This is a genomic window from Blautia sp. TF10-30 (assembly GCF_003481245.1).
Taxonomy (GTDB): domain Bacteria; phylum Bacillota; class Clostridia; order Lachnospirales; family Lachnospiraceae; genus Fusicatenibacter; species Fusicatenibacter saccharivorans.
In genome coordinates, this window is the sequence record NZ_QUKM01000002.1 from 213,465 (window position 1) to 240,138 (window position 26,674).

Below are 26,674 nucleotides of genomic sequence, written 5' to 3' on the forward strand. Positions count from 1 at the left end.
TATACTGTTATTTTTCGTTTTTTCATCCAAACGTGCATCTTCCATCTGCCCAACAATAAATCAAGTCTTTCAAAAACTCCCTGTACTGTGTCTCAATTTTCTCTTCTTTCACATCATCTCCCGTCTTTTTTCTGTACACTGCGATGTAATGAATCACTGCCTTTCCACCCTCTGAATTAATAATACGATCTATAATTTCCTGACTCTTTTCATCAATTGGACATCCAATGAATTGATCCATAAACGCTTTGATTCCTGCCCCATAATCCCATAATGGTATCTCCGGATACTTCGCCAGCATTCCAATCTGTGCATGATATTGTTCTTCTGCATTTTCAATTCCAAGCATCGGATATTCTTCCATTCCAATCATAGCCACATATCCCTTCGGATCATGGCTCCGCTCTACTTCTTTCCAGAATTCTTTAAATATTCTCTTTTTCGTCTGTGAATCTATCTGTACTCCGTGTGTGTTACTGTTATGAATGCTGAATTCCATCCTTCTTTCGTCCATACTTACAAGAGACATTCTGTGGAAAACCGGAAACAGTTCACTTATATATGTCGTAAATGGTCTCCTTAAAACAATCGTCTCTTTATTCAGCATATCTTTTGCAACTTCAGATAATGGTCTGATTCGATAAAACAGTTTCCAGTTAAGATAGGACTCTGTGCAGAATTTACGCCATACTTTTTTCTCTTTTTCTCCAATCGGGCAGTTTTCCCCTGGTATGTCTAATACAATTTCAGGAATCCCTGAAAATCTCAGGAATATTTCCAACGGTTTTACATTTGAAAAACAGTGCTCTGCTCTCCATTCCACAAACACTTTATCCAAAGCCGAATTCGGCAGGCAATATTTCCATCTAATAAAATCCGGAACTCTGTTCCTGAATTCCGGTCGCCATCGAATCAACCCGCTTATGGCACTCTCCTCTACGCACTGATACATATCTTTTGTAAATTTCCATTGCGAGCAGAACGGAAATGCTTTTTGATAAAATTGAAAGCTTTTCTGCGTAATCAAATTTTTATATTCAAACAACGTATTTTTTTCGTTATCGTCAAAATTCACTTTTTCAAACGCAACATAGGAAAATCCAATTCCTGCAATCTGCAGAAAATGCCACAGCAGAGTTCTCATCTGCTGATCAAAATACGACTGTTGAAAGGATTCCCCATGCATTCCGTTCCAATCCATTTTCCATCTTTTAATCAACTGATCTGCAAGGCAAAATATATGCTGCACCTCTTCCATCCCAGACTCTGGATCCCACAGTTTTATGCTTTTATCTAACATTTTTACAATTAAAAAATATGGCAGTATCTTTCTGGTAAGCATTTTATGGTTCCACCACTCTGGCACTCCCCAATATTTTTTCTTAAGTTCACAGCCCTCTGTCCATATTTCTTTCAATGATATCTCTTTCTTCTGATAAATTCTATTTGCCATTGCATCAATATCATTTGTGAGATTTCTAATATCATTGTCTTGATAAAATTCATCCAACATGAAAACATATATTCTTTTTGCAAATGCAGTAGCCTCTTCCACAACGCTTTTCAGTTTTCTGCGTGCTGCCAGAGATAATTTCATTCTTGCTGCGTCCACCCAATCATTTCCTGCACCATCCAGCACATCCATCTGATTCAGATATAAGCTGTCACTGCATTTACCAGATTCCATCCTTTCTGTAAGACGAATCCCCTTATAGCAAACGTTATCTCCTCCCATGCTCTCCATTCCAAAACTTAATGCACAATCCTTCTCCCGATCCCACACCATTATCGACCGGTAGTCATCTGTAAACGCAAAATGATATCGTTCTGACTCGACAGACTGATCAATCAATTGATTTTCTTTTTCTGTTCTGCTCAGTTCATTGTACCAGGTCGACTGCGAAAAAGCTGGTATTCCATAATCCTGATCCGCATAGATGGAAACCATAGGTGTTACGCACCACGTTTCCATTATCTTCTTAATTTCCTTTTGTATTCCATCATTTACATTTTCGAGAAACAATTTTCCACCATTACTTCCGGTTACCCATTCTTTCAGTTCTTCCGTTAACAGAAACGAAAAACTAAATTCTGATCCCCTTTGCAGAGTCTGATTCGTTTTCTTGCAAAATGCATAACCACCTTTTTTCCCTGAATATAATGTCATCTCATTTGCCTTGTTCTCACTATCGGACTTAGTTCGTATCGTCAGGGAATCTGTTACTGAAAATACCGTATGCAGTCCAATTCCAAATGCCCCTGTCGGTCTCAGCCATTCCGGCATTCTTTTGATTTCATCCTGGTATTCTTTTCGTTCCGGCCAGCTTCGTCCTGTTGTCAGAATATTACGTTTAAACTCATCCATGCTGATGCCAATCCCTTTATCCCGAATCGAAAAATAAACTTTTCCCGTTTCACGACTATAGTCTGTGTGAATCATAATCGCATGTTCCTCAAAAATATTGGGATATGCTCTTTCTACATCAAACGGCGATGTTTTTTCATTAAATTGAAAGCCATACGCAGACAACGTCCTGTATAACTGCATCTTTGTTGCGTCCAGTGCATTCTGTATCAGTTCTCTCACAAAAATCAATTTATTATTCTGGTAAATGCTGATATCTTCAATCAGTTTAAATGCCTTTTCAGATGAGAAAAGAAACTTCAGATTTTTATGTGTAGATTCAGATTCCTCTCCGTCAATCAAAATCTTATACTTCAGTTCAGGAACAGAAATAAACTTTTTCTCTGGAAATAATTCCATTGAATGCATCTTTCCTGCAGTAACCTCCTGCTCCAGCCAGGATTTCCAGTTGATATGCTCTTTCACCGTATTCTGAAATATATTTTTCAGTGCAGAATCCCGTTCTGCTTTCTCCATATGTTTCTGCCAGTTCTCTTCACATTCCCTCTGAATCATATCATAACAGACATTGGCAACAACTACTATCCCATCCGAAGATATATGTAAAGTCTCTACACTCTTATGTTTGAAATAATGTGCAAGATTTTCTTCTCCGAGATTGCCGAATACTTTGATTCCAACACCATTAAAACGATTATTATCCATATCACATAAATCGCCCATACGGATCAGATATGCAACCATTCTCGGATGGAATTCTTCAACACCGAATGAATCTGCCAATGGCATTTCTTTTAAAATATCCTCAAACGCCCAGTTGTGCGCCATGGATATCCGATAGATGTTATGAATAATTCTGTCTGGCAGGAATGAATCATCTATCGACAGTAATGAACCAAATTCACTTGTTCTGGCATCTGTCACATGCTTGATTCTCTGGCCATGTCTTGGGCGGAAATACTCCATCAGAATCACAGCAACAGAACGGCGTACTTCAAGAACCGAACATCCTTCTCCTTTTTCTGCCTTATCAATCTTCCGCGCAGCTCTTCCTACTTCATCTTCTCTCTTTCTGGCAGAAGTGAGAAAATCCTGAAATCCCTCCGTTTCCCATAATTGTTTCACTTCTTCGTCTGAATACAGCATTCCTGTATCATGCATATAAGCACACATTAAGATTAAAAACGTATCAATGCCCGACATTTTCTTGATCGTCTTTTGTCCAAGAATCTTTTCGATTGCTGAAATAATATTCATGGAATGAACGGCATCGTGCGTACTATAAGTTGGAAATGACGTAACGACAGAGCCGATATATCTTGTAACTTTCTGCTTCTGAATATTGAATACACTTTCCAGATTTTTTACAGTTTCATCGTATTCTGCTATCTTGTGCAGATGCGTTTCTAAGGTGATTCGTCTGGTTTTCATTTGTATTTTGCCCCTTTACTATCAAATATGTTTTCTCGTATAACTAAAAGATTTTCCCATATAATTTTTGCATATATTCACCTATACCGGCTTCGCCACCCGTTTCACATCGGTATCATATTCTTGATTTGTCACATCTGATCTTGTATATCTTTCATCCAGCAAGTCAATCAAATCTTCGACCTGTTGATATGTATTTAAAACAATCAGACCCTCTTGATTTTCTTCAAATTTGTCTTTCCAGTCTCTCAACCTGTGTAGCATCCTTGAGGTACATAATTTTCATCTTCTCCCTTTTCGGTGACGTGTGAACATCCGCAATACTTTCAAAAAGCATTTTTGCTTCTTTTGAATACAATTCTAAATCCGCCTCTATGATATCTGAGCAGCAAAAGCAAGTCTCCTTTGTACAATACTCCTTCCATATTTCATCCAAACCTCTGGTATGGTCATCATGAGGATGTGTCTAGCACACAAAATCTACCTTCTTTATCCGTTCTTTTTCAAGAACCATTTTAATTGCATTCTGCTCTTCCGTCTTATAACAGTCCACAAGACCCGTATACGCTACCATCCCATCTGTTTTGATAAAAAATACAACACTTTCTCCTTGATCATGATATCCTATCACATTCAGCTCCAGCTTCAATGAATCTTCAAAAAATAATTTTCGCATCGCTATTCTACCAAACGGATCTTAACTCTTTTTCTTTTCGGTCTTGTTTCTATCGTTATTACTGTATCTGCTGCTTTTACTGCATAGTCCGTAACAAATTCATTTTTGTTTTTCTTTTGCTGCTTTTCTCCATAGCTGGTTATATACGATGTTTTGAATTGTGTATCAAACTGTATCTTCGCCATTTGCTTCTACTCCTATAATCATATCTTTGTCAAAACTTCCATCAATCAATTGATTTAAAAAAGTTTCCGTTACTGCATCCTTATGTAATTCGAAAAGCCAATCGTTCATCTGCATAATTTTTTCTTTATTTTCCATCAGTTCTTTAATACTTTGCGAATCAATCAAATACATATCTGCATCATAATTTACCTGATAGGCCTCTTCTCCACGTAATTCTCCTCTAACAAGAGTTCTAATCAGATTTGCATTGTAACCTGCTATTTCCAGACTGTCCCTTATCTGCATAACTTTCTCTTTTATATTATCTTCACCTTGAATTCTAAAAACATGATAATGTGATGGTTCAAAATATTCGTTCAGACGATTTATGTCTCTTAAAAAACATTGGTTTATCTTTCTCAACCCAAATCTTTTAAACATAAAAAATGGAACTTGTTCAGGCTCAGATATTATAATTGACATCACCTTCCAAAGCGCATCACAATACTTCAAACAATCCACGTATTTTGTTTCTTCAATAGAAATACATGCACAAGACGATGATATGCTTAATTTTATCTGTGGATTTTCATTATGAAATACAAATACTTTCTGCTCACGTATCTTTTTTCCATACAGTTCAGCATAATCGCCACTTTCAGGATCATTGAATTCAAACTGCATTTCCTTTTCAGTCTCAACAGTCCTGCTCGTATAATCATGCTTTTTTAATTCCATACTTATGCTAGATATTACCTGGTCCAGCTCTGTATCATCCATTCCGTCATAATCAAATCTAATAATAATTTTTTTAGGAAATTGTATTTGAGTTTTTTTCTATCAATGCTATTTTTGTCCATCTTTCTTCACCCCAATCCCCCCATTCTCTGCATACCGGTATAGCAAATGAGCATTACTATGCAGGAGTTCTTCAAACATTGCTATTTCTTCATCCGAATACCCTTGACGTTCTGTCCATTTGTAATCAAGCAATTCACATCTTGCCGAATCAAATCCATCTTCTTTCGGCCGTTCAAAGTTTACAATCCATTTTTTCATTCCATCTTTTCAACGATTTGTGAATGAACAATCTCCGTTTCTTCTGCCAGTGTCATATATGGATACATCATGTAACGTCACCCCGTTTCTTATTTTTAAACTCATTATAGCATCATACCCTATCGTTGTCATGTGAATCAAAACTAAATTCCTTCACATCTCTTCGCTGGGAAACAAATCAGCTTTTCTTTTCCTCCTCTTCTGTTCCATCACACAATTTTACTTCAATGTGCATTCCTAACGCCGAAGCGTATTTTTGCAGCACGACCAGTGTTGGAACCCTTTTTCTGCTCTCCAGCCGCGCCAGATTCGGTGCAAGAATTCCCGTCATATCCGCTAAGTCCTGCTGTGTCAGCCCCTGCCTGCGTCTCTCCTCTATAAGTTCTTCTATCACTTTGGACGATTTCTGCAAAGTGATCGTTTGAATCGCTTCCGCATATGCTTCCAACCGCTTCGCACGAGCTTCTTTTTCTCTTTGGTAATCCTTCTTATTCATTTCAATATCGTAATCCATATATTTTTCCTCTCGCATATATTATATAGATCATATCATAAATGATAGTTTTTTTTTTAAAGGCTCCTAAAAAATTTTATATTTTCTTCAAGCATATCTTCTCTTCCCTTCTTCTGTTTTTTATTGCCTCGATCATTTTTCTTTTCCTTCACTTCTTTCGGCACATCGATCAGTCCGAAGCGATAGAACATCCCATAGATGTAAGCCACACCCCGGATGTCACTCAGAGCCTTTGGTCGTTCAACTACTTCTCCTACCTTTTTGATATTCCCAAGTGCCAGCAGCACAGAACTCCACGCCAGGCTTTTGCTCTTCCCTCGGCGGTCGATCCACAATTCCTTTGTATATTCGCCGCTTCTGCCCTTTCGTATTTCATAGGTAAAGGGTAAGCCGGAATAGGTTTTAAATTGCACACCACAATAAAGCAAGACCGTCTCCCACAGGTGCTCCTCTGTCGGCTCTGATCTCAGTTTTCTTATCACTCTGTATCTCCGCTGCCGCTCTGCTCCAACACTGATTTTCTCTTTATCTGCTGTACTCGGGAAGTACACGCCTTTCTGATATGGCAGGTATGAGGTGACGGAGGCTTTGGAGAGTTGAAGAGTATTTGCGGTTGAGAGGATGGCTTCTTTATAGTTCTGTGTTTCTCGATACTCCTCAAAGGTATCCTGTACCTTCTCCGCCACTTCCGATTCATACACACCAGCCGTGATAAGCAGCTTTCTTACTTTGATGGGGTTTAGAGCCAGAGCATCTGCGATGGATTGGAGGGAGCAATCCTCCTCATAAAGCGCCACAGCAGCATCCATCTGTTCTTTCAGATTCTCCCCGGCATCATACTCAGGCTTCAACTTCTTTCGACCGCCGCCAGGCTTTCTGGCGTTATATGCTCTTTTCTCTCCCATAACTCACAGCACCAGCTCATTGAAAGCTTTTTTTTCTGCCTTACGAAATATCATTTTGTCCACCTCTTTACTCATGCAGCTCCAACGGCAGTCCATCCGGGTCATGGAAGAAGGTCATCTTCTTGCCGGTATAATCATCAACACGAATCGGCTCACATTTAATTCCCACCTCTGCCAGTTCTTTCACTGTCTGCTCCACACTCTCCACGCAAAAGGCAAGGTGACGCAAACCACATGCCTCTGGGCGATTCACACGCTTCGGCGGGTTTTCCTCAGCAAAAATCTCCAGCTCCGTGTGTTCATTGACACGAAGATCCAGCTTCCAGTCCTTGCGCTCCGGGCGGTAGTTTTCTCTGATGACAGAGAATCCCAACTTGTTCACATAGAAATCCTTTGCGGCTTCATAGTCGGATACGATGATTGCAATATGATGTATTTTAGATAAGTTCATTTTTTGTCACACTCCATTTCTTCTATCTCATTTTATTTCCGTTATAAACTATATATCAGCTCTCAAAATATACCGTGTGTGCCTCAGCTCCGGGGAGAGCCTTGTGTTCCACACACGGCATTTATTTTTTTCCTACCACAAAACAATACTCTTCTATAGACGCTTTCTTGCCTTCCTGATTCCGTAGTACATCAATCCGCCAAACACTCCACCAACTGTATTATAGAAGATGTCCGACAGCTGAAACGTACCCAGACGAAGCAGTAATTGCAGCGTCTCAATACCTACCGAAAAGATCAATGCTGTCTTTCCGCTATCCCACAATATCTTTCTCCAGCCGTTTCCTGTCTTTTCTTCGAATGTCCACATGAGCACACCGGTGAACGGCACCATCATAATGACGTTCTCGATGCCCTCTGTTGTCAGCACCTGCTCGCCATTCACTGTCTTCCAGATGCCCCATCCGTCCAAAACATTGGACAGCGGATTCAACCACAAATTTCGATTCAACAGCGTTCGGAACAGGATCATCGACGTCACGAATACCAATAGAAACAATTTTCGAAAGAACACTCTTTCCTTGAACCTCTCGTACCATGTCACCAGAGCGCTCTTCCAGCCTTTGCCCGCTTCGCCCGGTTCATACGCATACAGGTAAAAAAACATAGTCATAAAAGAAAGCAGAAGCGAAAATCCAAATGGTTCATACAAAGCCATCAAAATATTTGTGATGATTTTTCCGAGCAACTCCATGGTTCCCTGCATCATGGTTTACAGATCACAGAAGAGATCTGCCTTGTACACGCCGTTTTCCAGCATCTTTTTGAAGCTGTCCTTTACTGCTGCGACATCCTCATGGTAGGTCATACCGTACCAGGTATCATTGGTTTTCAGAACCTTCACAGACATCTTGCTGTTCAGCTATACACTTCCTTGTCGCCTAGGCGTGTTCGGGACTTTCACCCGTTAGAGCGCGCCCATGGCGCGCAAACTAAAAATACCCTGCCAGCTTTCACCAGCAGGGTTGATTAGAATTTTTACTTGTAAAGGTCTTCCAGCGTTATCAGCCGAACTTCACCTCGCTCTTGTGCCTGAAGAAGTCCATCTGTGAATCCGCCTTTCGAGAAGATATAGTAGTGATAGTTGTTGCCCTTTCCAAAAACTGAGGCATAATCCCGAATCAAATCGAGTTCATCCACACCGATTTTCTCATTCCGGTATTTGCATGAACCGATGATATAGTCTTTGCCCTCAACAGGAGTTCCGACGATATCAATCTGTATCTGCTTTTTCTTCTTCGGGTCTGTCCCCCACCAATGGCCGATTTCACTCAGCTCAATAGGAAGGCTATCCGAATAATAGAGCAGGTAATCCTGACACATCTTCTCATAAATTAGACCCATGTAATCAGGAAGATACTGCTTTACAGCGTGTGGATAGGTCTTTGCAATTCTGCCAGAGTCAATGGCACTCATATTGATTGGCACAAACCGATACCAGAAACGGAAGAAGTTATCAGCCAGCAGATAGATGGTTTTCTTACCCGGTTCTTCTGTAATCGGTGTTTCTTTCTTCGCAATGCCAAGGTCGATCAGCGTTTTCAGGTACTTCGATACGACCGAGTTTTCCTCGCCGACCTTCATCTTGATATCGTTCATTCGGGAAGCGCCTTCTGCAATCGCTTTAATGATTGCATTATAAATGGCCGGCTCCCGGAGTTCCTGCTTCAGTAAGTTCCCCGGTTCCTCATACAGATAGCTGGAGCGGTCAAAGAAATTATCCAACAGAGCTTCATCCACACTATCTCGCACATCCAACTTATTGATATAGTGGGGAACTCCTCCCGTGATCCCATAAATCAGGGAATTGTCTTCTGCAGACAGATTTGGGTGGAACACAGCGGTTTCTTTATAGTCTAGCGGCTCAATCTTAAACTGGCCAGTACGTCTGCCATACAACGGACTTTCCTTTCCAAGCACCTGACTCTCCATGAAGCTCATAGAGGAGCCGCAAAGAATCAGGTACATCTTGGACTCTGTCCATTTGTGGTCGATGATGTGCTGCAGCATCGCTGAAATAGCTGGTTTTGCTTTTGCAAGATAAGGATACTCATCAATGACAAAGACAATCCTCTTTTCCTTTGAAAGTGCTGTCAGCTCATCCAAAGCTGCATCATAGGACCTGAACTCCGGTGCAGACTCCATATCCGGCCGCTCAAAACTCATAATCGACTTTGAGAGAGCTTCCAGATTTTCCTTTCCTGTCGTGTTCAATGCAGAAAAGAAAATGGTAGGCTTATCTTTGCAGAACTCGTTGATCAGTGCCGTTTTACCAACACGCCGTCTGCCGTAGATGACAATGCACTCAAACTTATCACCTGCATACCGTTTATTCAGTTTCCGCAGCTCATCCTCACGGCAATAGAATTGACTCATCTGCTCACCTCCAATAATTATACTCGTGAGTTAGTAACTCGTAAGTTACTTCTTTACGAGTATAATAAATCAGATAGTCTGCAAAGTCAAGTAAAATAAGTCGAACCTTTAGAATGCTGATTGTCAAGGTAGTTGTCAGTAAAAATATATATTTTTTGTTCTTGCAGGTTATCAAACATTGTTTTTTTCAAGTATGCACTAAAAATAACTTTAGTGAAAGGCGAGTGGTTTGACCTTTACTAATATGATTTTAAAGAAATCGTATAGCAAAAAATCTAGAGCTGGCACTCTAGATTTTTCTGGCTTACTTGAAAATATAATTGCTTTTCTTAGCTATTCATATACTAACATGTTTTTCTTTTAAAATCAACTTGAAAATATGAATTGCTCAAAATATATTTTTATGCTATCATGGATTTGCTGTCGACTCTTTCCAGCGGAGGGAGGTGACTTATTTGGAATACATAATTGCTTTTCTTATTTCTGTATTGGCATCTGTAGTTGGCTACTATATTTGCAAGTGGTTAGACAGAAATGACAGACAGCACTAGCCCAAACGGAATAGTCCACCTTAACGGACTTGAGAATCCTGAAGCTGGCACTTCAGGATTCTTTTATTTCTGATCCTTTTTCTTTAAGAAAATCGTAAGGGGGTCAGACCCCAATGTGGCCAGCTTACCGCTTTGAGCAGAAAACGCGTACCGCTAAATCAGAATGAATGTACCGACGATTTCAGAATAGGCGTACCGTTCGAGCAGAATTTGCAAGGGTCAGACCCCAATGTGTGCAGATGCAAAAATTAAGCGCTTACGGACTATCTACCGTTTACTTTGATTATCCTTTTTTCACATACTTTCACAGGACTTACCACAGTCCTTATTAAAGTGCGCTTATTTTTAGCTCAGCTACGCTCCAGCCTGATGTTGCCCCATGTTTTTTCGAATATGCTTTTCCGATTTATAGATTGATTTTCTTAAGTTGACGCTAGGTTGACCACATTGGGGTCAGACCCTCCTGCAACATATGTCGTAATGGGATCAGACCAAATGCTAACAAAAAATTCAAAAATCATTTTCCAAAGAATTTTTTCCTAAATTCAAGGATTTTAGCAATGCATAGTGAACACCATAAATAACTCCTGTTTTAACTTTAGGTGCTAAGTTATATATTTCTCTTTCACGGTAGCAAAAACGATAAAGGTCATTGCCATTTTTATCCTTGTCATAATAACAAATCATATTCAGATCATACAATAATTGGAGAAAATCATCTTTATTATCCATTTCATTAAACAGATCCATCTCTCTATTACATATTTGTTCTATATAATTATTAAATGCAATTTCATAATCTGTATAGCTGAATCTCGATCTTCCATTTAGAAATTGAAAGAAAAACAATAAAGATTCAAACTCTTTGCCCGAAAATTTATATAAACACCAATCTCTTGCCTCTTCTACATAATAATTTGAAATTTCATTTTGTGTTGCGTTATCTTGAAAATCTTCTAATTCTGATAAAGAATGTTCATTTTTTTCGCTTGTCCTTTGAATCGCCTTCATTATGGAAATCATATCTCTAGGTCTAGATAAAGATAATCTTAGACAATTGATAAACGAAAAGTCTTTATCACGACTTGTAGGTTTTGTTGACATTGTATACCACGGAAAATAATAATTCCAATATTCATTCTCATCTAATCCCGGATTATCGTACGATAGTAATCTATTACACAATTTATACAACAACGATTTTTCAAAAGATTCATATGTAGTTCTCCAATCAAGAACGATTCCATTATCTCTAACTTTATTTGCTTGATTATGTAAATTTAATTTTGAAAAAATATCCGGTCTCACAGAAAAAACAATTTTTAAAAAGCCCTTACTACTTTCTGGCATATTTCTAAATACTGTTGTATTTACACTCCAAATAGCATTCGCCAAAGCTCTCAAACACTCCTCATATTCTTTTGTTGTAAAATCAGAAAGATTTATATCAACACTGTCTAAGATTATAAAGCGGTTTTTATTTATTTTTAAACGTTGAAAAGCTGATTCAAAATCTTTTTTCAAATCAAGCAAATTATTTTGGAATTTTCTAATAGCTGATTCCTGTGAAATTTTATCAATCATTTGAGCATTTATTTGTGCTGAACTACTTAATATTTCAGACTTAACTCGTGCCTCTATAGAATCTGTATTATCCAAAATATATTTAAAAGTATTAGAAATCTCTGGAATAAATGCTTCTTCATAATAATCTTCTATGGATGCTTTTAATGCATATAACTTTTCCGAACGTTTTGGTCCAAATTCATCTATATCTCTTTTATTTATTTCGCTAGCCATTAACATCAATAAAATTATTTCCCAAACTTTTGTAAAATCGGACAGTTGAAGATATCCGCTTTTTTGAAGTCTTAAAAAGATCTGAAAATCCGTTGAACTAATTTCATATACCTTAGTGACTGTATTCTTATATTCCCTGTTTTCCAAAAAAGTAGCATAAGCCGTCTTTCCTGTACCTTTTTCGCCAATAAGAAAAAAAGAATCTTCTTGTAGCAAACGCTCTAGATTTCTATCTTTAACAAATATTTCATTGAACATCTGAGCCATTCTTTTATTTTTTCTGTAATTAGTCGCATCTCCATATCCTAAATCAATCTCTGCCAACGATTTCATTATAATTTTCCTAAACCTTTCTCCTGTATTTTTATATATATAATCCTTTTTAATACGTATAATTTTCTTTGAAATTACATTCTATAACTTTTTTATCTTATTCTAACGAAACTATAATTCAATTATTTAACCCGACCAGACACTCCCTTACGGTTGTATATCTATCATAGAATTCTGATGTGTGGCTTTTCACATCCGTTTCTTTCCGAAGAAAATCGTAAGGGGGTCTGACCCCAAAATGATCAGTTATCATCGTAGAGAACAATGCAATTTTTATATGCGCCAAAAGTAGGCTCCCATGTGTCTTTTTTATGTACAATGTCCATCAATGATTTTCTCCAAATATTTTTATATCAGCTTCCCATATATATCTATGCAACGTTGCTTTCTATACTCCTGATCCGGATACTTTTGATGAATCATCCCACCAATCGCTTCCAGCAAATCTTTTCCATCATAATGACTATTGACGGTATCAAGCACTTCCGTAGGAATCTGATACACTATTGGTTCATCCTGAATTTCAACCGTACCATCTGAAATTGTGTATCCGACAAGTGCTTTCTTTAAATCACTGATTGTAGGGAATATTGTCTTGTCGATGCCGTCACAATCATACACTGCCTCAAGTTCATCCTTTGTGAACACAACACTATGCTTGATTTGTTCAATATAATTTCGAAGTTCGTTAACTCCTTCATTTGGAAAAACTTTCTTTCCACCGTCCATCATTTCATAAACTTGCTTCGACACTTCCACTGATTGCTTGAATCTCATCTTCTCGAAGTGCCAGTTCTCCTGAAGCGATGGTTCATTTCTCATTGGGTATATATAACCGCTTTGTTGAGCACAGCGTTGCAACGGTTGATACCCAATTTGAAGAGCCACTCCATCCATATCACCAGATTGCAAGTAAATTCTTTTCTTTTGTATATCCGGATCACTGAGGTTATAATGCTCATTTTCCCATTTCATGAAGCCACCGCCATTCATAAAGTCGATGGTCCAATCTGGTGCATGAAAAATATATCCGTATTTTGTATCTTCACTTTTATCGATATCCTCTTGTGTAAGAGGTCGATATGAATCTGTTTGCGGAACATACTTGCACGTTGCAAAGAATAGTGCCGCCTTAAAATCATTCGTCAGATCCATTAAATGCGTTGCCAACCCATAATGCTGCGCAAGTGCATCAAAATTCACATCGCTAAGTTTTGCTTCCCAATATGGTACAATATTTATATTTGAAATCAAATTTACAAATTGCCATTTTCTCAAATGTGCTATTGTTCGAATCGTTTCCTTTTCTTTTTCATCCATGCCATCTTTAAGCATACGGTTCAAGGATGGTATTGATCGATGATAGTTTTGAATTTCACCACGGAATAGCTGGCGTTTACTAGGAAAAGTAATAATACGTGGTCCATACGGCATCTGAACTACAGCTCCACTTGTCTGCATTATTTGAAATTCTTCAATAAGCCAATCTGTTTTCTTTGTGTATGTCCCATCACGAATCGCCTTATCTCTGTTTGCCACCTCGTTCTTAACAGCTGCAGCCCACATCTCATCTTGTTCCGCATAATTCAAAAGCTGATTAATATCATCAATTGTAATGTCATGCACAATATTTTCTTGAGGATTTTCAAAAAGCCAACCGTCTTTGTTATATATTAATGGCATATTTAATCCTCCCTGCTTCAAGATTTTTTCATCAATCCTTAAATATCTCGCAATCAACTATATCCCACAGCAATTGGAACATAATTGATACTAAGCCAATGTTAAGATAATCAAATGTTTTTCCCAGACCATGCATGATGCAATTTCTAATATTGAGTTTAATAAAGAAATTTTGCATGACAGCTAAATATTCCGGGAGTATTTCTTCTTTCGCAAAATTACTATTCAGCAATCCGCCCAGTGTCCGAGACAATTTTCTCTTTCCATTTTGTCCCACCCCCGTCAATATCATTTCATTGTCTGTGGCATTCTTTAAGACACCTTTTTCCACAAAGAGCCGGTATAACTTTTCCATGGTAAATTTCTCTGTTCCATAGAAAAGTATCTTATCATTGTGCAAGAACGGCTCAATTATTTTCTTTTCTTCTTCCGTCAAATCGTTCAACTGCATTATGCACTTGAATAGCATTCTATTTTGTAGTACCATTCCTAATCCTTGCTCAATCAATGATGGTAATACAAAACTGGCTGTCACGGCATGCTGTTCCCCAGTAACAAGTGCCGCAATGTAATCTTCCATTGCTTTCCAGTATATCTCGTTATAATCTATCGCCAATTTTTTCAATTCGATTTCTGGCAATCTATTATGAGCTTGATAAATTATAGAATGGTACTTTTTATACACACTACCAAGATAGAAAGCCATATCCTGCAGCAATATTTTCTTCCGGATAAACTTTCTTTTTTCTTTTTCGTCATCAAAATGTCCTATAGGTTCTGGGAATTCTGCATCACTTGCATCAAAAGCATATATATCATAAAAGTCTTTCAAAATAGAGCACTTTGCATCATGAAGCTCATCTGTATTATGAGCATTGGTCAACCGATTTAAAAGTTCCTCGTCATATGAAATAAGTGGCCCCATATTTTCAAGATACACCGACATATCATCACGGCTCTTAAAAATTTTATGATATAACTTCATAGTAGAATTCCTACCTTTTCCTTCACATCTCAGCCAGTCATAAGACCGTTGCCTGCTGCTCACCACGGAGAGGTGTGTGATTCATTCGCATTCGAGCAACGTAGGGAGCTTCAGCTCCCCTTGTTTTGTTTATAATTTCTTTAGAAATGTTTATTTTTTCTTTATGGGGTCTGACCCCAATGTCTTTCCGGACGAGGATCGTGGGTTGAACAATTCTTGGTCCATATCTCCTCACCCTTTCTTTGCCATTTCTTTAAATCATCAAGTTTACATTTTCTTTAACTTTATCCAGTGCTGTATTAGATAAACTGCCCTGACTGTTCATGTGTATAGCCAGTACGATGTATTCTAGTAGAAACATATCCGTATACATGTTAAACGTCTTTTTGTCTGCACGAATACTGTTCATTCTGGCCGCAACATTTCCATGAAAATTATTGCAGCGAGAGGCATACAAAATTCCAAACAGAACAAATGACATTCTTTCGATGTCTGTAAATTTATATTTCTGTTTTCTCCCTTGTGCATCACACAGAGTTATTTCTACTTCTTCTCCTAGCATAAGTTTTTGCAATTTTTCTGCAAAACTGTGTGTGATTTTACGGCTTTGCACTTTATCTGCAATGCCGATTCCAAGATTCAACTCACTGTTTACGATCACAGGATTTGCAATATTACAATATGCCTTCCCGTAAGAATCTTTTAGAATATCCTTCAAAATCGGAATCTGCTTAGTCAGTGTTTTATACGATGAAGCCGCATATTTCTCTGCTATTCCTCTCTGTTCTATTGCATAACCTTTCAGCAGATATGCCGCTACATAATGAAATGCTTTCATAGGCATTTTTTCTAAATACAGGGTCAATATCGGTTCATACTTGTTCCAACCAGTTACTATTGCATCTCGAACAAGCTCGACACCTCTTGTATCGTTGCATTTTCCTATAGCTTGGATTCCCAACTGCTGCACATAATATGAGTGGTTAATCGCCTGCCAACAGAATAATGATGCCAAATCTGGTCTTTGCGACAAAACATAATAGCAATCAAAAAGATATGTCAATATCTCGTATGGATATGTGCTTTGATTTTCCCAATCTTCATCATATAGAAAATGAAGATTTTCCAGTATGTTGACATCACAACATGGAAGAATATTCGTATGCTTTTTCTTAGAATACTTTTTCGCCAGTCTTAAAATAGCATCCATTGTAGTAAATTCCTATTCCAGCTATTTAAACATTAATTCTTCACATCTCAGCCAGTCATAAGACCGTTGCCTACTGCTCACCACGGAGAGGTGTGTGATTCATTCGAGCAGCGTAGGGAGCTTCCGCTCCCCTTGTTTTGTTTATAATCTCTTTAGAAATGTTTATTTTTTCTTTATGGGGTCAGACCCCAATGTGTCATCCAATGTGTTTGTTATCTACTTTTCTTTTTTCATCATATCCGGAGCAATTTCAATCTTATTTGTTTTGTTCCCCATCTCGAGAAGTTCTTTAATTGTATATTTCTTAACTTCTATCTTTTCTTCAGCAACGGATTGAATTTGATTTTTTTTCGTCTTTCTTTTCATTTTGTTATACCTCATTCAATTCTTTTTTGCTATTCAAATTTAACAGGTATGCCAATGTAACAATGTTTACGTAGGACAGCAAATACTGATCTACGAAATTTTTGATTTCTTCTTCCGAATCTTTCTTTCCGACTTTAAAATCATCAAGAAAATCTATCTGTAATATAAAATTTACTTTTTCATCATCTAATACACTTACTGCAATTCCAATGTACTTTTTCACATCCACGTTGTTTTCCAGATTTTTATACCATATATTTGGGTCATGAATTTTCTCTGATTCCAGTATATTCATTCCTTTATTATTATTCACAAAAATCTGATAAGAATAATACTTTCGTTTCTTTTCCAATGGAACTGATTTTCTCGTTTTTGATCTGTGTCTGCTCTTCCTTCCAGCCATTTTTACATGCTGCACTGGATTTCTGTTTTGAATTGTTTTCTGAAATACATATTCTACTGAAATCCGTGTTTCACATTTAAATACTTCTTTGAATATACTATATATTTTTTCACACACCATTTCTGAGGTTGTTCTGAAAATCTTGCTTTTCCATTCGGTTTCATTTTGCACAAAGATATTCAAAGATTTGATTAATGAACTAAATTCCTCCAAGAGTTCCGATGTGAATTTTCTGCTTATGAAAAGCTTCTTCTGGTATTCATTACAAATATATGCATACAAAATGTCTAATATGGCAATTACTATAGCGCCTACCATACTCTTATAACAATTCTTCTCGAAAAAAATTGGTATCAAAATACCTGCTGCTGCTGAAACCAGCGCATGGATCCAGCTGATCTTCCCTATAGCGTAACACCATTTTAAAAATGATACAAAACCACTATCCTCATTTTTGATTTTATCTATCCAATCCCATACCTTATTCATACCACTTTTATCTTCCCCGTTGAATTTTTTACATCTTAGCCGCTATTTCAAGTCACTCATAACTTTGTCTGCTACTCACCGCGAAAAATCTTCCTTATCCGACCGGCCACCCTTTTGAGAAGGTATATTTTTTTTCTTCCAAATCTGTTACTGTTATTTTTATATGGTTATTTAAATTCACTCCATATTGATCAAATATACGATCTATGTTTTCCACACAAATTTCCTGTGCAATAATTTCATTTGGATTTATAATCAGAAAATTCTTATCCAGATCCATGGTTGCCATATTTCCCAAAAGATCACCTTTGTAGCTTTCTACCTCTACACTTCTAATGTAAACAGGAATTCTTCCAACATTAACAATAGAAATCCTTAAATTGTGTCCATCCTCATCACTTCCCCAATATCCTGCCATTACGGTTAATTTCTTCTTATATGGCAGCGTGCCAACCTTCCAAGTGAAAAATATTGTTAATATGCTTGTAAGAATTGTTAAAGTACATAATAATGCTGAAAAAAAGCCTTGATTTTCATTGCACCATTTTATCATGCATTCCAAATTAGTATTCACTCCGTTTTCCCTTTGAATTTTAGCAAAAATTTAGGTTCTGCAGGCCTTTATGCTACTATTTTCTGGTTGTTGACATGCCATTGCTTCACGATCATATTTTTCTGCCTTTGTGACATTCATTTACACTCTCCAACTAGTTAGTGCATCTTACAATATTGGCTGCATAATCTATATTATAATTTCTCCTCTGAAAAACCAGCTAGTTTTTACGCATTTTCCAGAGTATTTCGTAAATGCATAAGTCAGTCCAGACAAGTAATTTAATATTTACTCATTGTCACTTACTGATCTCCACTCGTCTATTTTTCGCATGTATAGTAAAAAAGTCTCATAATATTAACATATCTCATTCTTGCAAAGCGAATACATCTACAGATCATTATAATTCCAATTCCGAATGAAATTATAAAAATTGTTTTTCCTTGTTCAAAGCAAACACCCCAGAATCCCAACGTCAAAAAATATCCTCCTAAGAAAATTGTAAGGGGGTCTGACCCCAATAGTCAGTGCTGATATAAACTTGTTTTCTCATGGCTATCACTCCAATTTCTCTTCCACTTTTTTACATTTCCATTTCATTTTTTAGTCCTTCACATCTCAGCCAGTCATAAGACCGTTGCCTGCTGCTCGCCACGGAGAGGTGTGTGAAGATTTGAGCAGCGTAGGGAGCTACCGCTCCCCTTGTTTTGTTTATAATTTCTTTAGAAATGTTTATTTTTTCTTTATGGGGTCTGACCCCACTGTACTCTCCGGCTGCAACATCTTCATGGTAGGTCATGCCGTACCCTGCATATTCCGATTATTTCAACCTTTTCATAAGTGGAGCTTCAAGTAGCTTAATTCTGCAAATATCAATCACCGTGCATACCGCATAAATCAGTAGTACACTCACAACAGCGTAAATCACCACATTTCCAGATTCATAAGCGCCAACGTTATTAAATGTATCCTGCCACAACCATCGCCGCATGGTATTACTATTTGCATGAATTAACAATACCCCAAATGTAGAGGCGGCAATTGTGTTAATAATCCTGCAATATCCGATGTTTATGTTTTTGAAAAATAGGAATGCACCAACACCTGTAGCTAAAGCCAATATCTTATTAGAGTCCGATACAAAGAAATAGCTAATTCCGATGTTTTTCCCAAACATGCGGCTAAGGGTAGCTAACACCGCAACACTTCCCCACGATAAAATCAACGAAACAGCCATTATCATCCCTGTAATCTTCGTATCGCTAAACCAATCTTTCGGATAAAGACGGATATACGATGCAATTATAAAGAGAATACTAAACCAAGTCACATAGTTAAATACAACATTTGCTTTTGCAAAAGATGGCAAAACCACATAAACTCCCAGACACCACACCATTAACCAGAAATGTTCTTTTTCTGTCAGAGCCTGAATCAGCTTATTCAAGAACGGAATCAAAAGATAAAACAGTAAAAAGCAACCTGTGAAATTATCTGCTACGGTAAGGAATGGAACAAGCATGCTCAAAAGTTCCTTGATTGAAAAGGGTTCATAACCTGAAAAGAAAAATATGAGCCATACAACTATTCTATAAAAATAGACTTCGCTTAACAATTTAAAAAATTTCTTTTTCGTAATATTCGAGGTGCACATAAAGTATCCAGTAATCAAAACAAAGCAATTAATTCCTGTTTTTCCTGCCCAGCCGAATAGTAATAGAAAATAATCTTGAAAATGCAAACTTGACTGTGCATCAATGCAATCAAGTAATCCTGAATTCACAAGATAATGGTGGGCTACGATCATCAGCATTGAGATAATTCTAAAAAGTTCGATGTTAGAACTCCGTACCCCACCCCTCAAATTTTTGTTTTTAATTAATTTTGTTTCCATTTAATTTTCCTCACATTGTAGTTGGCGTCGTGTGCCGTTCGAATTGTTTTATTCTATCAAAAATGTTATTTATCGTTTTGTTTGCGCAATATATTATTTTGATGCAATTTTTCCTTCTAAGGCTTTGCCATATCTTAATATAGGCTTTTCAATCCATTTCGTCACGATCACTGCAAAGGCAAGAGACAGAACAAAATGTATTACACATGCACTAGGCGACATATACTGATTTTCTTCACATAATCCAAATCGAACCATAATTGAAAATATAATGTCAAAGCAAAGGAAAAAAGGAAATCCTATTTCTCTGCAAATTCCGGCTCATCTGACCACGCATTCCGCTAAGAGCTGATCAGTCTTTCCGGATGTAACTGAACGCGTTTCCGCTTCAGCTGATCAATAAGTTTTCAACGTGTTATAGTTCTTTCGTAGTCATCAAATGATTGCGAAAGGAGGCATAACTATGCAAGACTACAACACGATTATCGGCTCCATCCAGATGCGTTTGAATGGATGTAAGCGCAAAATATTGCTACGTTACTCATGAATTACGCTTGCACCAAAATGATAGATGCAAGCGTTTTACTCTATTTTAGTTTTGACAGTTCGTTTTCGCAGTCTCGCTCCATGGGGCAAGCTGTTCTAACTGTTCATCTGACATTTTATCGTCTGGCCGCTGTGATAAGAGATATGTCAGATATTTATAGGTATTCAGATCATTCGCTTTTGCCATCTCAACCATTGTATACACAATAGCACTAGCGGTGGCTCCTTTAGGACTGGCGCTGAACAGCCAGTTCTTCCGGCCAACAGTGAATGGTCTGATTGCATTCTCGCTAAGATTGTTGGATAAACTGCAATGACCGTCTTCCAGATAGGTCATCAGGGTGTCTTTCCGATTTTGGGCATAGTTTACCGCTTTCGCCAAACGGGTTCCCTTGTTTGGGCGCTGTTGATCCAGCTAATTCCAGAATGCCTCCAGTATCGTCTTCTCCTTTTCAAGACGAAATTGTTTTCTCTGCTCCGCAGTGTGATTTTTTGCTTTTGAGTACCGCTCACAATCAAACAGCTTGGAACAGAACTGTACTCCCTGCACTGCCGGAAGGCTGTAATCATACTCTTTCCCTTTCGGTATGGCATCTGTGAAGTAACGTCTCACATGTGCCCAGCAAAAACAGCGCTTGATATCCGGCAGATTATTATAACCCGGATATCCATCAGTCTCCAGATATCCGCTGAACCCCTGTAGGAAAGATGCTGCATGGAACTTTGCCCTTGTCTCTGTATAATGATAGAGCAGGAGCGGCGGAAGTCCGTCTTCTCCACTGCGGAAGAGCCACATCCAGGAATCCGTTTCAGGATTACGCTCCGGCTCATTCAGTACCTGAACCCGGGGTTCATCTGCCATCAGATATTTTCGCATCCGTAACTGACGGTGAAAATAATCATAAACATGACGGAGATAATTCTCGGCACAGTAAATGATCCAGTTAGCAAGCGTAGCCCGGCTTAATGGGACACCCAGTTGCTTCCAGTCCTCTTCCTGCCTGTTTAACGGCAGACCATTCTGGTACTTCTGGTGCATTGCCCATCCGACAACGGATTCCGATGCATAACTTTCCGGGATCAATGGTTCCTGAACAGGGGCTTTGACAAATGTCTGATCATCCGGATGTTCCTCTGATATGGCACACTCCGGGCATTTATAGGTTTCACGATAGATATTTACTACTTTTCCCTTGGCAGGGGTAAAACGAAATTCATGGCGGACGAATTCTTTCCCAATACATTCCATCTGCGTTCCGCAGGTTGGACAGTTTCGCTCCTCTTCCGGAAGAGAAATGATCTCGTCGCAGGAAGGAACATTTTTAAAGAGATCAGCATGTGTCCGTCTTGCTTTTCTCTTATGTTCCGGAACAGTGATGTCATCAGGAAGTTCCTGTTCCCATGTCGGATCTGCTTCCTGCTCGGCTTCATCAAAAAGATTCAACTGGCCAGCGATATCTTTCCGTTTTTCACTGGAAGTACCAAAAAGTTTCTTCGTGAGATATTCAATCTGCTGACGAAGGTTTTCTTTTTCCAGCCGGTCTGCTTCCAATGTTTTTTTGTAAAGACTGGATCCGTTCTGTCTGTGTGGAAATCGTCTTATTCAGTTGGTTGATCATGTCCTTGTACGCAAGGATTTTTGAATCTTTTGAATTGCCAGCCATATGTTTTCTGCTCCTTTTTCACTGCTCTTATTATACCATAAAAAGCAATGAAAAAGAAGCAGAAACCCCAGCATTTACAAGGGATTTCAGACATGATACAGGGTGAGAAGCCCCTCCGTTTACGCGATCATTCCGTAGGTTTGAATGCCTTGGGTTGTTCGATTTCAAGCCCGGACATGAGCCAGTCGAATTGCTGCCAGGTCAATTGTTTTACTTCCAGCTGATTTCTGGGCCAGCGAAACCTGCCCTGAACTTCCATACGTTTATACAGCAGCACAAATCCGTCAGATTCCCAGAGCAAAGCTTTGATCCTGTCACAACGTTTTCCACAGAAAAGATACAGGGCACTTCGCCTTGGATCCATATGGAGTTGATCCTCTACAATAGCACACAGCCCGTCAATGGATTTCCGCATATCCGTTCTGCCTGTTACGATATAGATTTCATCGGCGGCTGTGATATCCCCTAACATTCCAGCTCCTTCACAATTCGAAGCGTTTGAGCCAGAAGCTGAGGATCTGTTCCATTTGGTATTGTTAGATGAAAGCTGCCTACAGACAGCTTCATTGACTCTGCTACAGAAAAGTTATTCCTTTCCGTAGCTGCCGGAATTACATTTAATGGCTGTTCATAAGGAATCGGGTCAGTATCATGAAACTCCACTCTGACAACTTCCTGGCCTTCTGGTGCGCGATAGGTGCGTCCAGTTGACGCCGGCAAATCCACACAACCTTTCTGACGCAGTCTTTTTACCCAGTTGTAAAAAGTTCCTGGCTTGATATCATGTTCCACACACCATTGATGATCTGTCAATCCACTTTGACGGCATTCCATGATGAGACGGTATTGTTCTTCGGCAGGTATTCTTTTGCTTCTCATGAGCACACCTCCATAACTTTAATAGAGTAAAATGCTCGCATCTATCATTTCTAGCAAGAAAAGATGAAGTAAAATGCTTGCATTCTCTATTGATTATTATAGGATATTTTTTGGGGCAACACAATCCGTCGAATTATTTTGCACTTACGATGTACCGGTTTCTTTTGTCTTGCCATAATAAAAGGTCCTCCTAATGATATTTATTGTATCATAGAAGAACCTTCCAAACATTATTTTACAGAAAAAGTTTCATACTCTCATTATTTTGGTGCAAGCGTAATTCATGAGTAATGTAGCAATATTTTGCGCTTACCACATAAAAATCCTTTGCGGCTTCGTAGTCAGATACGATGATTGCAATATGATGTATTTTTGATAAGTTCATTATTCTCACACTCCATTTCTTTTAATTATGTTTTTCTTTTATTTCCGTTATAAACTATATAGCAACCTTCAAAAATTACCGTGTGAACTCCTGGAGTTCAGTTTGTTCACACGGATTTTATTTTTTCTTGGGCTCTTGTTTATTTCAGTTTTTCAAGGATCTCATCCGCGCTCATCCCGCTTGCCAGTAGCTTCTTCAACACAGCCTCCGCTTCTGCTTTCTTTGCTTCTTCTGCAGCCTTAGCATCTGCCTTTGCCTTCTTTGCTTCCAGGAATGCCACTTCTTTTTCGGCCTTCTTCAGAGCAGTCTTCTTCTCTTTCAGGTCAGCCTTCAAAGTGTCAATGTTGGCGGTGATGGATGCGATCTCATTATTCAGAGATGCAATAGTTTCCTGCTTCTCCGCAATCTGAGTTGCGTAGTCTTTGGTGACATTGGTTTTGGGACGGTTTTTGCTGCCTTTTGTTCTGGGCATATTCATTCAGCCTTTCTTTTACACGCACTCATTTTCCATTGAGTATTAAATGTACTGCTCGACAATTGAGCTGAGCTCATCAATATAATTTCTTACCTCATCGGCTGCATTATTCTCGTCCGGATATTCAAAAATAGTCTCATATTTATTGAGGAACTCATCAAACTGGTACGGACCACTCTCACGATGATTAGCATGAATATAAGAAACAACCAAAACTGCTGCCTGAATTGGATGACCTTCAAAATAATCTGCTTCAGCCATACCAGAAACACCGCCTCGATCACAGCCATAAAGTCTTCTAACCTGATGTTCCAACTCAATCGCATCATTGTGATTAATTCTAAACATATTATTGTCCCCCAATCTAATTTTCTTTTCTCACATCTTCGCCGATCGTAAGACCGTTGCCTGCTGCTCACCACGAAGAGGTGTGTGAAATTTCGAGCAGCGTAGGGAGCATCCGCTCCCAGTATATCACAAGTCTGCAAATAAATCAGCCTTGTACACGCCTTTTTCTAACATCTTCTTGAAGCTGTCTTTCACTGCTGCGACATCTTCTGACGATAAGAATCCAATCGATAAATTGTAGCACCAAAAAGCCATTCTCTTATGCAATCAATCAAAGTACAGCTTATAAAAATCATTGTTCCTATTCCTATTGCAATAATCGGGAATAAAGGAGATTGAAACTTAGTAGAAATTTTTAACAAATCATTCCAAATGAAATCTCTATACATATTGTCGTGCAATAAATATATTCCAAATGTAGATTTAGCAATTATATTAATCGTCTTGTTACTATAAGGATTTGCCGAGACGAATATCAAAAAAAGTGATACAGCACAACTGACAATAATTAAGCCATTAAAAATTATACTATCACCAATTGCACTAAACAGTCTGCTGTTATTCCCTCCAGAATAGTACACATATCCAATAGGAACATATATAATCCATATCAGAGTAAATGCCATCATTAACTGCTGCTTAAATGTTCGTATTTTATCAATATCTATTTCCGTCCTAATATAAGCACCCAGCAAATAAAAAAGGACACCTCTTTCCAAGCCATAATACTGCACAGAAAAAAGATACGGCAACGTGTAAAGAAATGCCCACGCAAATGCAATCATGATTTTTTTCTGTTTTTTATTCAACTTCAAGAAATATTCATTTATTGCCGGCGAACAGAGCATCAATAAAATATAACTAGATACATACCACCAGTTACCTGAAGCAATTGGTAAAAAACTTCTTATCAGGCTTCCTAATGACCCTATTTTTAAAATTAAAGCAATTACTTGTAGAAATATGGAATAAAAAATTGTTTCCCCTACAACTTTCTTCACCGAAACAGTTGATTTGCATATTTGAAAATATCCCGATATTAAAAAAAACAAAGCAACTCCAACCCTACCGCCTGGAATTAAAAGGATGGCAAATAATTTATTGAGCGTTGCCCCCCAGCCACATTTCAAAAGAATCTGTCGTTGTAACTTTTAATATTCCATGTCCCGCCAAATGTCCCACAACAATAAACATCATTGCTATAATGCGAACCATTTCAATTGAAGAATTCCTTTTCACATTTTCCCCTTCCATTTCACATTATCAATATTGGATAGTTCCAGATCCCCCACTAATATAAAATGTATCTCCTATTACCAAATCACACATATCACTAACCATTATCACTGCCAGTTGTCCAATCTCTGAAGGTGTTGCAAAACGCTTTGCCGGAATACAATCTGTATACAAAGTATCTCCCTCCTTGCGCCCAAGCATTGCCGTTGCAACTGGTCCTGGAGCAATTGCATTTACAACAATTCCATATGGGATCAATTCAGCTGCTGCTCCCAATGTAAACGAGCGAACGCCACTTTTTGATATTTCATAAGGAGTATAACCAGGTTTTAAGGCAGCGGCCGAACTAACATTAAGAATATGTCCTTTTATTTTTTTCTCTTTCATATAGTTACTCACTATCTGCGTCATAAAAAATAATCCTTTAAGATTCGTATTCATAACTGCATCATATGTTGCTTCTGAAACAATTCCAAATTTTTGATCGCCATGTACTCCTGCGCAATTCACAAGAATATCAATCCTATTTTCAGGAAACAAACTAATAGACTGTGAGACTTTATTATCAAATTCTGTCACATTGTTTAAATCTATCTGTATACCTCTTGCAGCATTTCCAAGTTTTTCAACAGTCTTTGTTACTTTTTCTTCGCTTGTTCCTGAAATAATAACTTTTGCACCAGCTTCCAAAAATGACTCTGCGATTGCTACTCCAATACCACCAGTTCCGCCAACTATCAATGCAACTTTATTTTCCAGTAAATTACTCTTGTTTTTCGGAATATTGATTGGAACTACATTCTTTTCATTCTTTTTTGAGTAATAATAATCTATCAACTCTCGGATTTTTGAACCCACTCCCATTTTTACACC

General features: G+C 38.1%; 27 protein-coding genes and 1 pseudogene. All 28 read right to left on the bottom strand.

Going from position 1 to position 26,674, the window contains the following annotated elements; genetic code table 11:
* Window positions 1–22: 22 nt before the first annotated feature.
* On the bottom strand, window positions 23–3,796 hold the full coding sequence (locus tag DXD02_RS03420; protein WP_118666387.1) for an HD domain-containing protein: 3,774 nt from the start codon (window positions 3,794–3,796) through the stop codon (window positions 23–25).
* Between the two features lie 81 nt (window positions 3,797–3,877).
* The gene (locus DXD02_RS03425) at window positions 3,878–4,048 is read right to left on the bottom strand and encodes a Kiwa anti-phage protein KwaB-like domain-containing protein (RefSeq protein WP_243037541.1); all 171 of its coding nucleotides are present in this window, start codon (window positions 4,046–4,048) and stop codon (window positions 3,878–3,880) included.
* A gap of 214 nt (window positions 4,049–4,262) precedes the next feature.
* Complete coding sequence (locus DXD02_RS03430; RefSeq protein WP_118666388.1) at window positions 4,263–4,472, bottom strand: hypothetical protein; 210 nt, start codon at window positions 4,470–4,472, stop codon at window positions 4,263–4,265.
* A 2-nt stretch (window positions 4,473–4,474) separates the two neighbouring features.
* Complete coding sequence (locus DXD02_RS03435) at window positions 4,475–4,657, bottom strand: hypothetical protein (protein ID WP_118666389.1); 183 nt, start codon at window positions 4,655–4,657, stop codon at window positions 4,475–4,477.
* Window positions 4,638–5,462 (bottom strand): TIGR04255 family protein, encoded by an 825-nt coding sequence (locus tag DXD02_RS03440; protein ID WP_330427170.1) that lies wholly within the window; start codon window positions 5,460–5,462, stop codon window positions 4,638–4,640. Before DXD02_RS03440 ends, DXD02_RS03435 begins: the two co-directional genes overlap by 20 nt.
* Window positions 5,463–5,483: 21 nt before the next feature.
* Window positions 5,484–5,696 (bottom strand): hypothetical protein, encoded by a 213-nt coding sequence (locus DXD02_RS03445; RefSeq protein ID WP_330421808.1) that lies wholly within the window; start codon window positions 5,694–5,696, stop codon window positions 5,484–5,486.
* Between the two features lie 178 nt (window positions 5,697–5,874).
* Entirely contained in the window at window positions 5,875–6,210 is a 336-nt protein-coding gene (locus tag DXD02_RS03450; RefSeq protein WP_243038367.1) for a helix-turn-helix domain-containing protein, read from the bottom strand.
* Between the two features lie 56 nt (window positions 6,211–6,266).
* Window positions 6,267–7,115 (bottom strand): hypothetical protein, encoded by an 849-nt coding sequence (locus tag DXD02_RS15705; RefSeq protein ID WP_243106595.1) that lies wholly within the window; start codon window positions 7,113–7,115, stop codon window positions 6,267–6,269.
* A 67-nt stretch (window positions 7,116–7,182) separates the two neighbouring features.
* Window positions 7,183–7,566 carry an SMU1112c/YaeR family gloxylase I-like metalloprotein gene (gene gloA2, locus DXD02_RS03460; RefSeq protein WP_118659246.1) on the bottom strand — a complete coding sequence of 128 codons (384 nt, stop codon included), beginning with the start codon at window positions 7,564–7,566 and terminating at the stop codon, window positions 7,183–7,185.
* A gap of 153 nt (window positions 7,567–7,719) precedes the next feature.
* Window positions 7,720–8,319: a VanZ family protein gene (locus tag DXD02_RS03465; protein ID WP_243037544.1), complete on the bottom strand. Its 600-nt coding sequence runs from the start codon at window positions 8,317–8,319 to the stop codon at window positions 7,720–7,722.
* A gap of 18 nt (window positions 8,320–8,337) precedes the next feature.
* Window positions 8,338–8,469: a hypothetical protein gene (locus DXD02_RS15935; RefSeq protein ID WP_279220839.1), complete on the bottom strand. Its 132-nt coding sequence runs from the start codon at window positions 8,467–8,469 to the stop codon at window positions 8,338–8,340.
* A 134-nt stretch (window positions 8,470–8,603) separates the two neighbouring features.
* Window positions 8,604–10,001, bottom strand: a complete 1,398-nt coding sequence (locus DXD02_RS03475; protein ID WP_118666391.1) for an ATP-binding protein — start codon at window positions 9,999–10,001, stop codon at window positions 8,604–8,606.
* Window positions 10,002–11,062: 1,061 nt separating this feature from the next.
* A complete protein-coding gene (locus tag DXD02_RS15565) occupies window positions 11,063–12,685 on the bottom strand; it encodes a P-loop ATPase, Sll1717 family (protein WP_199691633.1) in 1,623 nt (540 codons plus the stop codon).
* A 348-nt stretch (window positions 12,686–13,033) separates the two neighbouring features.
* On the bottom strand, window positions 13,034–14,368 hold the full coding sequence (locus DXD02_RS03485) for an FRG domain-containing protein (protein ID WP_118666392.1): 1,335 nt from the start codon (window positions 14,366–14,368) through the stop codon (window positions 13,034–13,036).
* Window positions 14,369–14,399: 31 nt separating this feature from the next.
* Window positions 14,400–15,353, bottom strand: a complete 954-nt coding sequence (locus DXD02_RS03490) for a hypothetical protein (protein ID WP_118666393.1) — start codon at window positions 15,351–15,353, stop codon at window positions 14,400–14,402.
* A gap of 253 nt (window positions 15,354–15,606) precedes the next feature.
* Window positions 15,607–16,563 (bottom strand): hypothetical protein, encoded by a 957-nt coding sequence (locus DXD02_RS03495; RefSeq protein WP_118666394.1) that lies wholly within the window; start codon window positions 16,561–16,563, stop codon window positions 15,607–15,609.
* 216 nt (window positions 16,564–16,779) lie between these two features.
* Window positions 16,780–16,929 (bottom strand): hypothetical protein, encoded by a 150-nt coding sequence (locus DXD02_RS15360; protein ID WP_158580167.1) that lies wholly within the window; start codon window positions 16,927–16,929, stop codon window positions 16,780–16,782.
* A gap of 4 nt (window positions 16,930–16,933) precedes the next feature.
* On the bottom strand, window positions 16,934–17,821 hold the full coding sequence (locus DXD02_RS03500; RefSeq protein ID WP_118666395.1) for a hypothetical protein: 888 nt from the start codon (window positions 17,819–17,821) through the stop codon (window positions 16,934–16,936).
* Between the two features lie 94 nt (window positions 17,822–17,915).
* Window positions 17,916–18,395, bottom strand: coding sequence for a hypothetical protein (locus tag DXD02_RS03505; protein WP_147399077.1), 480 nt, complete (start codon window positions 18,393–18,395; stop codon window positions 17,916–17,918).
* A gap of 562 nt (window positions 18,396–18,957) precedes the next feature.
* Entirely contained in the window at window positions 18,958–19,173 is a 216-nt protein-coding gene (locus tag DXD02_RS03510; protein ID WP_118666397.1) for a hypothetical protein, read from the bottom strand.
* Window positions 19,174–19,194: 21 nt separating this feature from the next.
* Window positions 19,195–20,268 (bottom strand): acyltransferase family protein, encoded by a 1,074-nt coding sequence (locus DXD02_RS03515; protein WP_118666398.1) that lies wholly within the window; start codon window positions 20,266–20,268, stop codon window positions 19,195–19,197.
* Window positions 20,269–20,860: 592 nt separating this feature from the next.
* A pseudogene (gene tnpC / locus DXD02_RS03525) lies at window positions 20,861–22,478 on the bottom strand (IS66 family transposase).
* A 127-nt stretch (window positions 22,479–22,605) separates the two neighbouring features.
* Window positions 22,606–22,950, bottom strand: a complete 345-nt coding sequence (gene tnpB, locus DXD02_RS03530) for an IS66 family insertion sequence element accessory protein TnpB (RefSeq protein ID WP_009246070.1) — start codon at window positions 22,948–22,950, stop codon at window positions 22,606–22,608.
* Window positions 22,944–23,357: an IS66 family insertion sequence element accessory protein TnpA gene (tnpA, locus tag DXD02_RS03535; RefSeq protein ID WP_055228349.1), complete on the bottom strand. Its 414-nt coding sequence runs from the start codon at window positions 23,355–23,357 to the stop codon at window positions 22,944–22,946. The genes tnpB and tnpA overlap by 7 nt, the downstream gene beginning before the upstream one ends.
* Before the next feature lie 524 nt (window positions 23,358–23,881).
* Complete coding sequence (locus DXD02_RS03545) at window positions 23,882–24,214, bottom strand: hypothetical protein (RefSeq protein WP_118666428.1); 333 nt, start codon at window positions 24,212–24,214, stop codon at window positions 23,882–23,884.
* Between the two features lie 45 nt (window positions 24,215–24,259).
* A complete protein-coding gene (locus DXD02_RS03550; protein ID WP_147399082.1) occupies window positions 24,260–24,565 on the bottom strand; it encodes a hypothetical protein in 306 nt (101 codons plus the stop codon).
* A gap of 191 nt (window positions 24,566–24,756) precedes the next feature.
* Complete coding sequence (locus DXD02_RS03555; RefSeq protein WP_158580172.1) at window positions 24,757–25,695, bottom strand: acyltransferase family protein; 939 nt, start codon at window positions 25,693–25,695, stop codon at window positions 24,757–24,759.
* Window positions 25,696–25,828: 133 nt separating this feature from the next.
* Window positions 25,829–26,665, bottom strand: coding sequence for an SDR family NAD(P)-dependent oxidoreductase (locus DXD02_RS03560; protein WP_118641052.1), 837 nt, complete (start codon window positions 26,663–26,665; stop codon window positions 25,829–25,831).
* Window positions 26,666–26,674: the final 9 nt, after the last annotated feature.

What these genes read in the sequence shown, in the direction of transcription:
- DXD02_RS15565 (WP_199691633.1), bottom strand. Translation starts at nt 12,685, where the DNA reads ATGAAATCGTTGGCAGAGATTGATTTAGGATATGGAGATGCGACTAAT.
- DXD02_RS03475 (WP_118666391.1), bottom strand. Translation starts at nt 10,001, where the DNA reads ATGAGTCAATTCTATTGCCGTGAGGATGAGCTGCGGAAACTGAATAAA.
- DXD02_RS03515 (WP_118666398.1), bottom strand. Translation starts at nt 20,268, where the DNA reads ATGGAAACAAAATTAATTAAAAACAAAAATTTGAGGGGTGGGGTACGG.
- DXD02_RS03435 (WP_118666389.1), bottom strand. Translation starts at nt 4,657, where the DNA reads ATGGCGAAGATACAGTTTGATACACAATTCAAAACATCGTATATAACC.
- DXD02_RS03465 (WP_243037544.1), bottom strand. Translation starts at nt 8,319, where the DNA reads ATGGAGTTGCTCGGAAAAATCATCACAAATATTTTGATGGCTTTGTAT.
- DXD02_RS03450 (WP_243038367.1), bottom strand. Translation starts at nt 6,210, where the DNA reads ATGGATTACGATATTGAAATGAATAAGAAGGATTACCAAAGAGAAAAA.
- DXD02_RS03490 (WP_118666393.1), bottom strand. Translation starts at nt 15,353, where the DNA reads ATGAAGTTATATCATAAAATTTTTAAGAGCCGTGATGATATGTCGGTG.
- DXD02_RS03430 (WP_118666388.1), bottom strand. Translation starts at nt 4,472, where the DNA reads ATGCGAAAATTATTTTTTGAAGATTCATTGAAGCTGGAGCTGAATGTG.
- tnpB (WP_009246070.1), bottom strand. Translation starts at nt 22,950, where the DNA reads ATGTTAGGGGATATCACAGCCGCCGATGAAATCTATATCGTAACAGGC.
- DXD02_RS03420 (WP_118666387.1), bottom strand. Translation starts at nt 3,796, where the DNA reads ATGAAAACCAGACGAATCACCTTAGAAACGCATCTGCACAAGATAGCA.
- gloA2 (WP_118659246.1), bottom strand. Translation starts at nt 7,566, where the DNA reads ATGAACTTATCTAAAATACATCATATTGCAATCATCGTATCCGACTAT.
- DXD02_RS03545 (WP_118666428.1), bottom strand. Translation starts at nt 24,214, where the DNA reads ATGCCCAGAACAAAAGGCAGCAAAAACCGTCCCAAAACCAATGTCACC.
- tnpA (WP_055228349.1), bottom strand. Translation starts at nt 23,357, where the DNA reads ATGAGAAGCAAAAGAATACCTGCCGAAGAACAATACCGTCTCATCATG.
- DXD02_RS03510 (WP_118666397.1), bottom strand. Translation starts at nt 19,173, where the DNA reads ATGACCTACCATGAAGATGTTGCAGCCGGAGAGTACAGTGGGGTCAGA.
- DXD02_RS03550 (WP_147399082.1), bottom strand. Translation starts at nt 24,565, where the DNA reads ATGTTTAGAATTAATCACAATGATGCGATTGAGTTGGAACATCAGGTT.
- DXD02_RS03445 (WP_330421808.1), bottom strand. Translation starts at nt 5,696, where the DNA reads ATGAAAAAATGGATTGTAAACTTTGAACGGCCGAAAGAAGATGGATTT.
- DXD02_RS03495 (WP_118666394.1), bottom strand. Translation starts at nt 16,563, where the DNA reads ATGGATGCTATTTTAAGACTGGCGAAAAAGTATTCTAAGAAAAAGCAT.
- DXD02_RS03485 (WP_118666392.1), bottom strand. Translation starts at nt 14,368, where the DNA reads ATGCCATTAATATATAACAAAGACGGTTGGCTTTTTGAAAATCCTCAA.
- DXD02_RS15360 (WP_158580167.1), bottom strand. Translation starts at nt 16,929, where the DNA reads ATGAAAAGAAAGACGAAAAAAAATCAAATTCAATCCGTTGCTGAAGAA.
- DXD02_RS15705 (WP_243106595.1), bottom strand. Translation starts at nt 7,115, where the DNA reads ATGGGAGAGAAAAGAGCATATAACGCCAGAAAGCCTGGCGGCGGTCGA.
- DXD02_RS03500 (WP_118666395.1), bottom strand. Translation starts at nt 17,821, where the DNA reads ATGAATAAGGTATGGGATTGGATAGATAAAATCAAAAATGAGGATAGT.
- DXD02_RS03560 (WP_118641052.1), bottom strand. Translation starts at nt 26,665, where the DNA reads ATGGGAGTGGGTTCAAAAATCCGAGAGTTGATAGATTATTATTACTCA.